Raw genomic sequence first — 13,328 nt, 5'->3', positions numbered from 1 at the left:
CCTCGATCGCACGATGATCTACTCGCGCAATGCTTTCAGCACCACCGCCGAGGTGCCGACGGTGTGTGTCGAGCATTTCGAAGGCGCGCCGCTGTCGTTCATGACCACGGCCGCGGCGCAGGGAATACGCGATCTCACCGAACCGGCGGCGGTCGTGCCGACCACCACCCGCACCATCGAGCAGTTCACCCGGATCCAGCTGCCGGGCGCGCCCTGGCGCTATGCCGTGACCAGCAACGGCGGCAATATCCTCGTCGACGGTGTCCCGGACACCCGGTGGCGCACCGGCGTCGACGCGAAGGTCCGCGCGGGCGGGACCACGCTGGCGGAGGTGAGCACCGAACTCCGTGGGCGCATCGACGACAGCTGGGTGAGCAAGTTCCGCGTCGCCGACGACCTGTTCTGCTATCTGGTGGTCCGGCTCGAGGCCGTGCCGGAAGGATTTCTGGCGCAATGGGATCAGTGGTGCCAGGAGCGCGGCTGGTCCGCCTCCCAGCAGGGGCGCAAGATCTACACGATGCCGAACGCGGTGTGCAAGAGCGTCGCGGTCGCCGAGGTGCGCCGCCGCCTGATCGAATCGAAGGAGCTCACCGAGGATTCGAGCACGCTCGCCGCCGGTGACGGCGCGCTGGACGCGGAGATGCTGCGGGCCGCCGACAAGGCCATCCGGCCCAGGCACGGGGAACTGGAACAGCTGAACTGGACCAGCCCGAACCTGACCGTCACCCGCGCCAGTGGCATCCTCGCGGGCGAGGAGATCGTCGACTGGCTGATCGCCGAGTCGCGGACGGCCGATCGAGCGGTGGCCTAGCGCGGCCGACCGGCACACCGGGCCCGTCTCGCCCCGGCGGGACGGGCGCCGCCGCGTCAGTAGCCCTGCTGCTGACCCAGCTGTGCGGCGATGGTCGCTTGCAGGCGTTGCAGGCCGCCGACGGTGACACCGCTCTGCAACTGTCCCTCGATGGAGCGCACCAGCATCGAATCGCTCATGACCTTCTCGCTGGACTGGATGAGCACTGTGCCCGCGCCGGTGAAGTCGAACTGACGCTCCTCACCGGAGTTCACGCCGAAGCGCGCCGCCCCCGCCGCGAGGAAACTGTTGATCCAACCCTCGTCGTAATGGTGGCTCGGCGAGGGGCAGTCGGCCCAGCCGACAAGCGATTCCGGATCGACCCGCAGCGGCGGCTCGGCGAACATGACCGGCCCGTTGGAGGAGGCCAGGAACTTGCCGGTGCCGATCAGGGTGAGGAATCCGGGCACGATGGACTGGTTCAGCGACAGACCGGGATCGAAGGCGAGTAGGTTCGCCGCGCGGATGGTGAGGTTGCCGTCCTCGAGGTCGTAGGAGTTGATGTCGTAGCCGCGGTCGCCGATGACGAGCTTGCCGTGGCCCTCGGCGACGACGTAGTCGTTGGTGAACAGCGGCGCGGAGAACTTGCGCGACACCAAGTGCATGAGGTGGCCCTCGAGACCGTGGCTGAGCGCCTTGAACGACATCTGCCCGTAATAGGCGATCATGGCGCCCTTGCGCATGAACCACGGCTTGTTCAGGTCGATGCAGTAGGCGTAGCTGTTTCCCGGGATGTTGTCGCTCTCACCGAGATTCATCGGGTTCAGGATCTGGGCCATGGGCTCACTACTTCTCTGCTCACAATTTCTCCTCGGAGGCCTGCACGTAGACCACGCCTTGTCCGGTGCACTGCAGCTGCATCGCCTCGCCGGACCCGCGACCCACGGCGTCGCGCCAGCTCAGGGCGGCTTTGAGTTCGGTGTTCACATTGCCGTAGGCGGCCACGAAGGCCTGCGGGTCCACCACCACCGGATTCGGGCCGCCCACCTGCAGTTCCAGGAAACCGCCGTGCGCGAGCAGTACCGCCGAGCCGTGCCCGGACAACTGGGTGGTGAACATGCCCTGCCCGGTGAGCGCGCCGCCCGCCGCGCCGCGCAGCGCGCCCATGAGACCCCCGCCCCCGCCGCCGCCACCGGAGCTGGCGACCGACACGATGGAGGACTGCAGCCCCGCGGTATTGGCCAGCAGGCGGGAGGCTTCCACGCGCAGCGCCGCGCCGGGCTGCATGTGCACCACGTGCACCTCGAGTCCGGCGAAGCCGTAGTGCACCTGGCCGTTGCCCTGGGCGAGCATGGTGCGTTGGTGCTCGCCCGCCATCATCCGGCCCGCCATGCCCATCAGGCCGCCGCCGCCCATCCCCTGGGCGCCCGGGATCTGGTGTGGGGCGAACGCGACGTCGCCGGTGTAGAACAGCATCGCGCCCGCGCGGGCGACCACACCGCCCGCCACGCCCACATCGACCTTCACGACTTTGCTGTTGACCTGTTCGAACATCGGCGCTTCCCTACCGTTCCGCCGGCTGGATCAAAACGACGCCTTGACCATCCCAGCGCAGTGAGAACGCTTCGCCGCCGTCGGAGCCGGCGAAGGTGCGCCAGGACATGTCGGTGACAAAGGAACTGCTGAGGTTGCCCTGCGCGGCGACGAACGCGTCCTTGTCGACCACCAGCGGGTACTGCGGGGAGACCTCGAGGTGGATCAGCGGCCCGCCCGCCGAGAGCAGCGCGACCTGGCCCTGTCCGGTGACGGTGGTGGTGAACAGGCCCGCGCCGGAACTGGCTCCGCTCACCCCGGCGAATCGCACGTCGGTACGCAGGTTTCCGGCGAAGGCGAGCAACTGCTGCGACTCCACCTGCAGTGTCTCGCCGTTGAGGTTCACCACGGTGACGTTCTGACCGTTGACGGCGAAGAACACCCGGCCGTTGCCGGTGCACTCCATCAACGACAGCTTCTCGCCGGTGGCGCGCTGCTTGAGGCCCGCGAGCACGCCGTCACCGCCGCCGAAACCCGCCGATTTGAATGCGACATTGCCTTCGTAGGCGATCATCGACCCCGAGATCGCGCGGACGCTCGTCCCCGCGAGGTGGGCCTCGATCACCTTCTTCGAGTGCTCGAAAAGTTGCGCCATGAGGGTGGTTGCCTGCTGTCCGGTCTGTCGAATACGGGGCGCGACCACCCGCGCCCCGTCCATGTGCGGCAACACTAACCGATCGATGCCGCGTGTGGTCGGCGTGCGCGCGACAACGGGTTGCCGACGAGGCGTCGCGCCCGGTCCGCGTCGCGCCGCTTTCTCGTAGAGTGGCAGTCGAACGCACCGACGAGCGAAGGGTCCGCCTTGTCCGCAACACTCGCCAAGGGGCAGAACGGTCCACTGGGCACCGACGGCCTGGTGATCTCCGTGCAGTTGACCGCACCGGCGGATCTGTCCGCCTTGCTGGTGACCGATCGGGGCAAGGTTCGCACCGACGCGGACTTCGTCTTCTACAACCAGCCCATCGGGCCGGGCGTGAACCTGGTGGCGGGGCCCGCCGGGCAGGCCGCCTCGCTGTCGATCTCGCTGAGCGCGATTCCCGCCGATATCGACCAGATCCGCGCGGTGATCACCCTCGACGACGCGAACGCCAGTTTCGGCGCCTTCGCCCCGCCGACCGCGATCGTCTCCGACGCGAACGGCAACCGGCTCTACGAGTACCGCATCGAGGGGCTCGACCGGGAGTCGATCGTCATCGCGCTGGAGGTGTACCGCAGGCAGGGCGCGTGGAAGGTGCGCGCGGTGGGGCAGGGCTACGCGGGCGGATTCGCCGCGCTGGTCACCGATCACGGGGTGAACGTGGACGCGCCGTCGTCCGGGCAGGCCGAGCCGACCCAGCAGGTGCCGCCGCCCCCGCCGCCGACCCAGCAGGTGCCGCCCGCGCAGTACGGGCAGCAGGCCGGTTATCCGCCGCCCACCCAGCAGTACCCGCCGCAGGCGCAGCAGTATCCGCCAGCGCAACAGTATCCGCCTCCGCAACAGTCCGCCACGCCCACCGGCGAGGTCAGCTTGAGCAAGGACCGGCCGGTCAGCCTGCAGAAGGGGCAGCGGGTCACCCTGCGCAAGGAGGGCGGCACCGCGCTGACCTTCGTGAAGATGGGCCTGGGCTGGGATCCGGTGACCACCAGGGGCATGTTCGGAAACCGCACCGTGGACATCGATCTGGACGCGTCGGTGATCCTGTTCGCCGACGCGAGTCCGGCCGACTTCGCCTACTACGGGCAGCTGTCGTCCAAGGACGGCTCCGTGCGCCACCAGGGCGACAACCTGACCGGCGAGGGCGAGGGCGACGACGAGGTGATCCTGGTCGACCTCACCCGCGTGCCCGCGCACGTCACCACGCTGCTGTTCATCGTGACCTCCTACAAGGGGCACACTTTCGAACAGGTCAAGAACGCCTTCTGCCGGCTGGTCGACGGCTCCAACAACGCCGAGCTGGCCCGCTACACCCTCGCGGGTGGCATGCCGTTCACCGCGATGGCGATGGCGAAAGTCTATCGGGCGGGCGCGGAGTGGAAGCTGCAGGCGCTCGGCGAGGGGTTCCAGGCCAAGCACCCCGGCGAGGCCATCCCGCAGCTGGGCCGCTTCCTCTGATCTGCCGCACAGAGACATCGGAGGGGGAGCGGTGATTCGACTCCAGGCGGGCCAGAACGTGGCGCTGACCGCGCGGACGGTGACGTTCCAGGCACAGGCGGACACCGCGCTGGATGTGTGCGCGCTGGTCGTCGGAGAAGATCTGCGCTGCGCGAGCCACGCGGATTTCGTGTTCTACAACCAGACCGAGACCGCCGGGGTGCGGTTGGCGGGCGCGCGCCTCGAGGTCACTCTCGCCGACTTGCGCGCGGCCGCGGCCGCGGTGCTGCTGGTGGTCAGCGCCGAGGATCCGCGGCGCGCGCTGGGGCGGGTGCGCACGGTGCTGACCGACGGCGGCGACGCGCTCGCGCGGTTCGAGATCGAACCGGCCGCGGGGGAGAGCGCGCTGATCTGCCTCGAGCTCTATCAGCGCGGTTCGGAGTGGAAGGTGCGCGCGGTCGGTCAGGGGTACGCCGGGGGTCTCCCGGTGCTGCTGCCCGCGCACGGTGTCGAGGTCGACGAACCCGAGTCCGGCCAGGACGCGAGCCCGCGACGCACCCACACCCCCGAGGGCGGCGGTCCCGCGGTGGAAGTCGGTTACGGGCTGGAACGGCTGTGGATGATCTTCGAGGACGCGGCCCGTTCGGCGGCCGCGCTCGTCGCCGCCAGGGATTACGCCGCCAAACGCCTCGACGACGAACTGTCGGCGGCGGTCTCGGACCCGGCCACCCGCAACACCCTCGCCGCCGAAGAGGCCAGGCAGGCGGCGCAACGGCGGGCCGAGGAACTGGCGGTCACCGCCGAGGGCAACCACCGCAGGGACAGCGAGCAGCTCATGCGCGAACTCGCCGAGGCCGAGCAGCGGTTGCCGCCCGCGCTGGCCGCCTGGCACTCACCGGCCTGGCAGGATCCGCCCGCGCCCGCCGACGGTATCCGGATCGGCGAGCTCCACGCGCCGGATCGGGGCGTCCTGCGCATCCCGTACTGCGTGCCCGTACCGCTGACCCGGCCGCTGTGGATCGACACCGACGTCCCGGCCGCCGCCGCACCGGTGGTCGGCGCGCTGCTGGCCCGGTTGCTGGCGGTCGATCCGGGCACGCGCACCCGCATCGATGTCATCGACCTCACCGGCGCCTACACCGCTCTGCTGCCCGCGCTCGCACCCGTGCTCGCCGGTCCGCCGATCACCGACCACACCCTGATCTCGGAGCGGGTGCGCGCTCTCGCCGAGGCCGCCGAGCTGGCCGAAATGGCTTATCAGGGCGGCGCTTTCACCCCGCCCGCCGAGCATCGGGTGCTGGTGGTCTCGGATTTCCCGCACGGCTACCAGGCGATCGACGCCGCGCGGCTGCTCACGCTCACCAGGTGCGGCGACCTCATCGGGTTGTCGATCCTCATCGTCGGCACCGACGAGATCGCGGTCCCCGACGACGCGGTGTCGGCGCTGTCCCAGCACGCCAGGCACCTGCCGACCGTCGCCGACACCCCGATGTTCGACCCGTGGACCGGCAGCGCCTGGCAGCTGCAACTGGATGTGCTGCCGCGCGATCCCCAGCGCGCGTCGCGTCTGCTGCGTTCGGAGTGACCCGCGCCGGGGCCGACCCGGTGCTGCCGGTGACCCTCTTGCGTAGTGCCCGGCGACGGGTGGGGCGCGGCGTGTGGGGTCGCGGATCAGGTGACCCGAAGGGGCGCCACCCGCGGCCGCAGCCACTGCGGTAGCCACGGCAGCAGTGGATCGGGCGCTCGGTCGAGGATTCCGCCGACCGGGTCGTCCTGCCAGTCCCGGCGCACCAGATCCTCCTCGGGCCGGTAGATCTGCCGGATGATCACCGCGCACAGGCCGACCACCGCGAGGTCGCGCACGATCACCGTGCCGGTGAACCACTGCTCGGGCAGGCCCTTGGCGCCGGTGCCGAGGTAGTAGAACATGCGCGGCGCCCACACCAGCGCGTCGATCGTCATCCACGCCAGCAGGATTCGCCGATGCGGCAACGCCAGCACCGCCAGCGGTACCAGCCACAGCGAGTATTGCGGGCTCCACACCTTGTTGGTCAGCAGGAACGCGGCCACCACCAGGAAGCACAGCTGGGCCAGCCGGGGACGGCGCGGCGCGGTCAGCGCGACATAGGCGATCAGCGCGCAGGCCGCGACGAACAACAGCAGCGAGACCGCGTTGAGTACCGAAGGCGTCTCGCCGTGGGAGAGCTGCCCGTCGAATCCGGCCCAGCCGGTGAAGGAGCTGATCACGTTGTAGACGGAGTCCGGGTCGGCGTGCCGGGAGGTGTTGAGGCGGAAGAACTCTCGCCAGCCCTGCGGGAACAGGACGGCGATGGGCAGGTTCACCACCAGCCAGGTGAGCATGGCGCCCGCCACCGTCACCGCCGCCGCGCCGAGCGGGCGCAGGCTCCAGAACCGGACGCGGTAGGGGAACTCGCGCAGCCAGTCCAGCGCCGCGCCGGGACCGTCGATATCGCGCAGGCCGGTGGTCCGGCGCAGGCGCGGCAGTCGCTGCATCTGCTCGGCGCGCACGCACAGGATCACGATGGGGCCCAGCAACAACAGCGGATACAGTTTCGCGGCTCCGCCGAGGCCGAGCAGCACGCCGGCCAGCACCGGTCGCCTGCGCGCCCAGGCCAGTAGACCGGTCGCGGCGAAAGCCGTCGCGAGGGCGTCGAAGTTGGTGAACGCGTGCACGATCACCAGCGGCGAGCAGGCCAGCAGCGCGACATCCCAGATCCGGCGCCGCGCGAGCATCGCCGAGGCCCACACCGTGACCAGCCACGCCATCGCCAGACCGACGGCCACCACATTGAAGTAGATGACCACCTGGAGCGCGCCGGGCAGCGGCAGCTGGTCCCAGGTCTTGGCGATCTGCATCGAGACGTACTGGTAGAGGCCGGACAGGACCGGATACTCCATGTACCTGGTCTCGGTGCCGCCGTCGGGGGTCTGCTCCTGCCAGGACTTCTTGTACGGGAACGCCCCCTCGTCCAGGCGTTCGGCGCCGTACAGCGGGACGGTGTCCGAATAGCACATGGCCACGTACTGGCGGCCGTCATACCAGTCCAGCGCCGGCGTGCCGTCGGCGGTCACGGTCTGTTGCAGGCAGGGCGCCTTGCTCGCCCAGCCCAGCGCCAGGAAGACCACCGTGAAGAGGAACAGCACCCGCAGCGGCGTCCAGAACCTGACCCGGCCGATCAGCGCGTGGTCGCCCACCGGGCCGCCGATGAGCGTGCTCGCCTGCGCGGTCAGCGAATCCGTGCGGCTGGGCCGGTCCCGTTCGTCATCCGAACGCTGGTCCGCGGCCAGGGGCGCGGGCGAGGCGGGCCGCGGCCGGTCCGGCGGTGTCCCGACCTGCCCGGCGCCACCCCCGCGCTCGTTCACCACGTGCTGATCGGTCACGACCACCGAGGCTACCGGCCCACCGGCTGCCGTTGTGGATCGACCGCCGGTGCGACCGGCGACCACCTCCCCGGCCCCGGGTCAGCGGCCGGACGGGGAGGAGTCGTCGCTTTCCTCGGCATCGGGCCGGGAGCCGCCGGTCGGCGCGACCGGCTGTCCGGGCAGCGGACCGGGATCGTCGGTCTGCGGAGTCTGTTGCTGGGTCTGCTGCGGCCGTTGCGGCGCGGGCGCGACGCCGGGCACCGGAATGGTGATGCCGGGCAGGATCTCCACCTGCGAGGGGGTGATGACCACCGGCGGCAGCAGCGGCGGCGCCTCGGTGGTGGACGGCGGCGTGTACGGCGCGGTGTAGTCCGGGACGCCCGCCTGCCCCTTGATGGGCGCGGGCTTGGGGAAGGTCTCCTTCGGGGTGCCCTCCAGCGCGCCGTCCATCGTCTCCTTCCAGATGTCGGAGGCGAGGCCGGAGCCGTAGATCATCCCGCCGGAGAAGTTGCGCAGCGGCGTGTTGTCCACCGAGCCGACCCAGACCGCGGTCGACAGCGACGGGGTGTAGCCGACCATCCAGGTGTCCTTGTTCTCTCCGGTGTCGCCGAGCTGGGCGGTGCCGGTCTTGGCCGCCGACTCACGTCCACCCGCCAGCCCGTGGTTGCGGGACCAGGCGGCGATGGGGCGCATGGCGGCGGTGACGTTGTCGGCGACCGCGGCGGAGACCACCTGCTCGCCGGGCACATCGCCGCGATCGAGCAGCACCTGACCGTCGGCGGTCACGACCCGCGAGACGAAGTGCGGGGCGTGGTAGACGCCGGAGGCGGCCAGTGTGGCGTAGGCCGAGGCCATGTCGAGCGGGCGGGCTTGGTACTGGCCGAGCACGATGCCGTTGTTCGGGCCGGAGCCGTCCGGCTCGGTCAGGGTCGCGCCGACGCCGGGCAGCTCCTTCGGGATGCCGAGGCGGTGCCCCATGTCGGCGATCTTCTCCGGGCCGTTCTGCATGTCCAGCTGCATCCGGTAGAAGCTGGTGTTCAGCGACCGCTTGAGCGCTTCGGCGATGGTGCAGGTGCCGCAGTCCTCGCCTTCCACGTTGGTGATCTTGATGCCGTGCACGGTCAGCGGCTTGCTGTCGTACATCTGCGACAGCGGGATGCCGAGTTCCAGGTTCGCGGCCAGGCCGATCGACTTGAAGGACGAACCGGTCTGCAGGGCCGCGTTGGCGAAGTCGTATCCGTTGCCGTCGTTGCCGCCGTAGTAGGCGCGCACCGCGCCGGTACGCGGATCGATGGAGACCACCGCCGTGCGCAGCTGTTCGGGCTCGCCCTCCAGATTGGAGGTCGCGGCCTCGACCGCGGCCGCCTGGGCCTCGGCGTCGATGGTGGTGGTGATCTGCAGGCCCGCGGTGTTGAGCTGCTGCTCGCTGATGCCCGCCTCGGAGAGCTCGCCGAGCACCTTGTTCTTGATCAGGCCCTCGGGACCGGAGTTCAGGCCGGCCTCCTCCTGGGTCGCCGCCAGCGAAACCACCTTCGGGTACTGCTGGTTCGCGCGTTCGGTGGCGTCGAGATTGCCGCTGGAGACCATGCCGTCGAGCACGTAGTTCCAGCGGGAGCGGGCGCCGTCCGGGTTCTGCTCCGGATCCAGCAGCGAGGGCAGCTGGATGGTCGCCGCGAGCACCGCGCCTTCGGCGACCGTGAGGTCCTGCACGGGCTTGCCGAAGTAGGCCTTCGAGGCGGCGTCGATGCCGTACGCGCCACGGCCGAAGTAGATGGTGTTGAGGTAGGCCGCGAGGATCTCGTCCTTGCTCCACTGCCGCGCCATCTTCGCCGAGATGACCAGCTCGTGCAGCTTTCGGGTGAGTGAGCGTTCGTCACCGACGAGCGCGTTCTTCACGTACTGCTGGGTGATGGTCGAGCCACCGCCCGCGCTCTCCTTGCCCAGGACGTTGTCGCGTGCCGCGCGCGCGAAGCCGGAGATGGAGAAGCCGGGGTTGGTGTAGAAGTCCCTGTCCTCGGCCGCGATGACCGCGTTGCGCACGTGCGGCGGGATCTGCTCGATCGTCACGTCGGTGCGATTGCCCTGGGGCGGAACGACTTTGCTGATGACGGTGCTGCCGTCCTGGGCGAAGATCGTCGCGACCTGGTTGGTCTTGAGATCGCCCGGCTCGGGAACCGAGACGGTCGAGTAGGCGACCAGGAAGACCGCGCTGGGCACCACGATCGCGAGTGCGACCAGCACGTAACAGACGCGCCGGACGGCTTTCCACGGGAACTTTCTGCCCGACCCGCTCGGACCGGAGCCTCCCGCGCCGCCGCGGCCACCGCCGCGGGTGGGCGGCGGTCCCGAGGGCGGACCGGACTGCGCGCGGCGCTCACCGGTGGTGGCGGCGCCGGTGCGGCGCGGACCGTCGGGTCCGGGGCGCGCGCCGTCGGCCCCGGGGCGGTCGACCGCGGGACGGGGGCCGGTGGCGGTCCGCGCGGTGGCGGGGCGCGGGCCGGTGCCGGGGCCGGAGCGATGGCGTTCGGCGACCGCGTCGCTCAGCGAACCCGGCCGTGCTCCCGGGGTGGGCCGTGCGATGCGCTGGGTGGCTCCGGCCGGGCTCGCCGCGGCAGGAGCCGGGCGTCCGGCGGGCGGCTGACCTTGGGGCGGCCTGCCCGCGGGCGGGCGGCCACCCGGTGCCGGGCGGCCGGCGGGCTGGTGTCCACCCTCGGCCGGGCGACCCTGTCCCGGCCTGCCCTGCGGGGGCCTGCCGTTCTGCGGTGGCGGCCCGGATCGCATCGGAGGCCGGCCACCCTGCGGCGCGGCCGCGTTCGGACCGGCGCCGTTCGGGCCGGGACGCTGCCCGCCCTGCATCGGCCCGCCCTGGCCGGTACCGGGGCGCGGTGGCTGAGGGCGCGGGCCGGGCGGGGGCTGACGCCGGGGATACGCGTTCGGATCCGGTTGTGAACTTCGCTGAGCACGGCCACCGTGCGGATCATCGCCGTAGGGGGAAGTCTCGTAAGGCGAATTCACTGACAAGATCTCCATAACTCGTAGCGGTCAAGCGTGGTCGGTGCCGGGCGTGGTCGACGGGCACTCGTGGGCGCCGAGGATCACCCGCTCGGCTGACGAGGCGAACGCATCACTCGGCGGCGGTCCGTCGGCCCGCCCGGCTGCCGGAGCGGCGGCGGGTGGGCGCGGGGGTGGCGCCGAGGACATACGACTGCACCAGGTGGTTCCAGCTGCAGCTGCGGCAGACCTCGACGACGTGCACCGAGAACTCCTCGCGGGTCTCGGCCAGCCGGACGAGCTCCTCCGGTGTGCGGGCCGAGCCCGCCACCGGCCCCAAGCCGTCTCCGTAGACCCAGGACACCAGCGTCAGCTGCTCCTTGCGGCAGATCGGACACGTGACCTCGCTCCCCCGGCCGTGGAACTTCGCCGCCCGCAGCAGGTATGGGTTGGCGTCGCACACTTCGGCGACGTCGACACGGCCCGCATAGACGTCGGCCAGCAGCGATCGGCGCCGGAGCGCGTAGTCGACCACCTGCCGCTGGATTCGCACGCCCACCAGAGTAGCGGGGTGCGGCGGCGCCCGCGTCGGGCTGTCGCGATTGCCACGGCGGGCGCTTCGGCGGCGCGGACAGCGAACTGTGCATTGATGTATCGCTCCGATATAGTGGGTGATCGTATCCATCGGTTAGGTCTTATCGGTCAGGTCCGAGACACATCAGGGGGTGAAGCCCGTGCTCGAATTGGCGATTCTCGGGCTGCTCCTCGAGTCGCCCATGCACGGCTACGAGCTGCGCAAGCGGCTCACCGGCCTGCTCGGTGCGTTCCGAGCCTTCTCCTACGGGTCGCTCTATCCCACCCTGCGTCGCATGCAGGTGGACGGACTGATCGCGGAGGAGATCCCCGACGGCGCCACCACGCGCCGGGCTCGCCGGGTCTACCAACTGACCGAGGCCGGACGGGAGCGGTTCAACGAACTGCTCGCCGACACCGGCCCGCAGAACTACACCGACGACGGCTTCGGCGTTCATCTGGCCTTCTTCACCCGCACCCCCGCCGAGGCGAGGATGCGCATTCTGGAGGGCAGGCGGCGTCAGGTCGAAGAGCGCCGAGAGGGGCTCCGGGAGGCGATCAAGAAGGCCAGTGGCTCACTGGATCGCTACACCCGGCAACTCCATCAACTCGGACTCGAATCCAGCGAGCGCGAAGTGCGCTGGCTCAACGAGTTGATTGCGGCGGAGCAATCGACGAACGCGGCACCACAGAAAGAGGGAAACATCGGCCATGACTGACATCACAACGGCTGAGAACGCCACCGAAGTTCGCGTGGCCATCGTGGGCGTGGGCAACTGCGCTTCCTCCTTGGTCCAGGGCGTGCAGTACTACAAGGACGCGGACGAGACCGCGACCGTGCCCGGTCTGATGCACGTCAAGTTCGGCCCCTACCACGTACGCGACGTCAAGTTCGTCGCCGCTTTCGACGTCGACGCCAAGAAGGTCGGCTTCGACCTGGCCGAGGCGATCTTCGCCAGCGAGAACAACACCATCAAGATCTCCGACGTGCCGCCGAGCGACGTCGTGGTGCAGCGCGGCCCGACCCTCGACGGCATCGGCAAGTACTACGCCGAGACCATCGAGCTCTCCGAGGCGCCCGCCGTCGACGTCGTGCAGGCGCTGAAGGACGCGAAGGTCGACGTCCTGGTGTCCTACCTGCCGGTGGGCTCGGAAGAGGCCGACAAGTTCTACGCCCAGTGCGCCATCGACGCGGGTGTGGCGTTCGTCAACGCGCTGCCGGTGTTCATCGCCTCCGACCCGGTGTGGGCGCAGAAGTTCACCGACGCGGGCGTCCCGATCGTCGGCGACGACATCAAGAGCCAGGTCGGCGCCACCATCACCCACCGCGTGATGGCCAAGCTGTTCGAGGATCGCGGCGTGCAGCTCGACCGCACCATGCAGCTCAACGTCGGCGGCAACATGGACTTCAAGAACATGCTCGAGCGGGAGCGCCTGGAGTCGAAGAAGATCTCCAAGACCCAGGCCGTCACCAGCAACCTGAAGAAGGAACTGGGCGCCAACGACGTGCACATCGGCCCGTCCGACCACGTGGGCTGGCTCGACGACCGCAAGTGGGCCTACGTCCGCCTCGAGGGCCGCGCCTTCGGCGACGTGCCGCTGAACCTGGAGTACAAGCTCGAGGTGTGGGATTCGCCGAACTCCGCGGGCATCATCATCGACGCGGTGCGCGCGGCCAAGATCGCCAAGGACCGCGGCATCGGCGGACCGGTCATCCCGGCCTCGGCCTACCTGATGAAGTCCCCGCCGAAGCAGCTGGCCGACGACATCGCCCGCGAACAGCTCGAGGCGTTCATCATCGAGGCGTGAGCCGGGGGCTTGGCTTCTGAGGCGTGAGCCGGGGCTACTGAGGCGTGAGCCAGGACTCTGTGGCGTGCGCCGAAGTTCTCTGCGGCGTGAGCCGGGGGGCTCTGCGCCGCGCCCCGG

The 13,328-nt window shown here is 70.1% G+C and carries 11 protein-coding genes; 5 read left to right on the top strand and 6 right to left on the bottom strand.

Going from position 1 to position 13,328, the window contains the following annotated elements; all coding sequences use genetic code 11:
* Positions 1-13: 13 nt before the first annotated feature.
* A complete protein-coding gene (locus IU449_RS19185) occupies positions 14-811 on the top strand; it encodes an HAD family hydrolase (RefSeq protein WP_195003750.1) in 798 nt (265 codons plus the stop codon).
* Positions 812-867: 56 nt separating this feature from the next.
* Here IU449_RS19185 and IU449_RS19180 read toward each other — a convergent pair whose 3' ends face one another.
* From IU449_RS19180 to IU449_RS19170, 3 genes are read right to left on the bottom strand one after another with little or no spacing between them, the layout of a single operon-like run.
* Positions 868-1,629 (bottom strand): AIM24 family protein, encoded by a 762-nt coding sequence (locus IU449_RS19180; protein WP_195003487.1) that lies wholly within the window; start codon positions 1,627-1,629, stop codon positions 868-870.
* A gap of 19 nt (positions 1,630-1,648) precedes the next feature.
* Entirely contained in the window at positions 1,649-2,344 is a 696-nt protein-coding gene (locus IU449_RS19175) for an AIM24 family protein (protein WP_195003486.1), read from the bottom strand.
* Positions 2,345-2,354: 10 nt separating this feature from the next.
* Positions 2,355-2,978, bottom strand: coding sequence for an AIM24 family protein (locus IU449_RS19170; RefSeq protein ID WP_195003749.1), 624 nt, complete (start codon positions 2,976-2,978; stop codon positions 2,355-2,357).
* A gap of 207 nt (positions 2,979-3,185) precedes the next feature.
* On the opposite strand from IU449_RS19170, the gene IU449_RS19165 reads away from it, so the two are divergent.
* Positions 3,186-4,475, top strand: coding sequence for a TerD family protein (locus IU449_RS19165; protein WP_195003485.1), 1,290 nt, complete (start codon positions 3,186-3,188; stop codon positions 4,473-4,475).
* 31 nt (positions 4,476-4,506) lie between these two features.
* Positions 4,507-6,039, top strand: coding sequence for a TerD family protein (locus IU449_RS19160; RefSeq protein ID WP_195003484.1), 1,533 nt, complete (start codon positions 4,507-4,509; stop codon positions 6,037-6,039).
* 86 nt (positions 6,040-6,125) lie between these two features.
* Here IU449_RS19160 and IU449_RS19155 read toward each other — a convergent pair whose 3' ends face one another.
* The 3 genes from IU449_RS19155 to IU449_RS19145 all read right to left on the bottom strand — a co-directional run bounded on the left by IU449_RS19155 (position 6,126) and on the right by IU449_RS19145 (position 11,382).
* Positions 6,126-7,763, bottom strand: coding sequence for a glycosyltransferase family 87 protein (locus IU449_RS19155; protein ID WP_228805311.1), 1,638 nt, complete (start codon positions 7,761-7,763; stop codon positions 6,126-6,128).
* A gap of 174 nt (positions 7,764-7,937) precedes the next feature.
* The gene (locus tag IU449_RS19150) at positions 7,938-10,619 is read right to left on the bottom strand and encodes a transglycosylase domain-containing protein (protein ID WP_228805187.1); all 2,682 of its coding nucleotides are present in this window, start codon (positions 10,617-10,619) and stop codon (positions 7,938-7,940) included.
* A gap of 343 nt (positions 10,620-10,962) precedes the next feature.
* A complete protein-coding gene (locus IU449_RS19145) occupies positions 10,963-11,382 on the bottom strand; it encodes a DUF5318 domain-containing protein (protein WP_195003482.1) in 420 nt (139 codons plus the stop codon).
* Between the two features lie 181 nt (positions 11,383-11,563).
* Here IU449_RS19145 and IU449_RS19140 point away from each other — a divergent pair, with 181 nt between their 5' ends.
* Together IU449_RS19140 and IU449_RS19135 are read left to right on the top strand one after the other, a co-directional pair.
* Entirely contained in the window at positions 11,564-12,121 is a 558-nt protein-coding gene (locus tag IU449_RS19140) for a PadR family transcriptional regulator (RefSeq protein WP_195003481.1), read from the top strand.
* Positions 12,114-13,211, top strand: a complete 1,098-nt coding sequence (locus tag IU449_RS19135; protein WP_195003480.1) for an inositol-3-phosphate synthase — start codon at positions 12,114-12,116, stop codon at positions 13,209-13,211. The genes IU449_RS19140 and IU449_RS19135 overlap by 8 nt, the downstream gene beginning before the upstream one ends.
* The last annotated feature ends 117 nt before the right edge of the window (positions 13,212-13,328 follow it).

Origin of the sequence: Nocardia higoensis (assembly GCF_015477835.1) — a bacterium.
Taxonomy (GTDB): Bacteria; Actinomycetota; Actinomycetes; order Mycobacteriales; family Mycobacteriaceae; genus Nocardia; species Nocardia higoensis_A.
This window is presented reverse-complemented; position numbering and strand designations above follow the sequence as displayed.

Bases quoted from the DNA above. Each gene is read 5' to 3' on its own strand.
- IU449_RS19185 (WP_195003750.1), top strand. From the start codon at position 14: ATGATCTACTCGCGCAATGCTTTCAGCACCACCGCCGAGGTGCCGACG.
- IU449_RS19180 (WP_195003487.1), bottom strand. From the start codon at position 1,629: ATGGCCCAGATCCTGAACCCGATGAATCTCGGTGAGAGCGACAACATC.
- IU449_RS19175 (WP_195003486.1), bottom strand. From the start codon at position 2,344: ATGTTCGAACAGGTCAACAGCAAAGTCGTGAAGGTCGATGTGGGCGTG.
- IU449_RS19170 (WP_195003749.1), bottom strand. From the start codon at position 2,978: ATGGCGCAACTTTTCGAGCACTCGAAGAAGGTGATCGAGGCCCACCTC.
- IU449_RS19150 (WP_228805187.1), bottom strand. From the start codon at position 10,619: ATGCGATCCGGGCCGCCACCGCAGAACGGCAGGCCCCCGCAGGGCAGG.
- IU449_RS19135 (WP_195003480.1), top strand. From the start codon at position 12,114: ATGACTGACATCACAACGGCTGAGAACGCCACCGAAGTTCGCGTGGCC.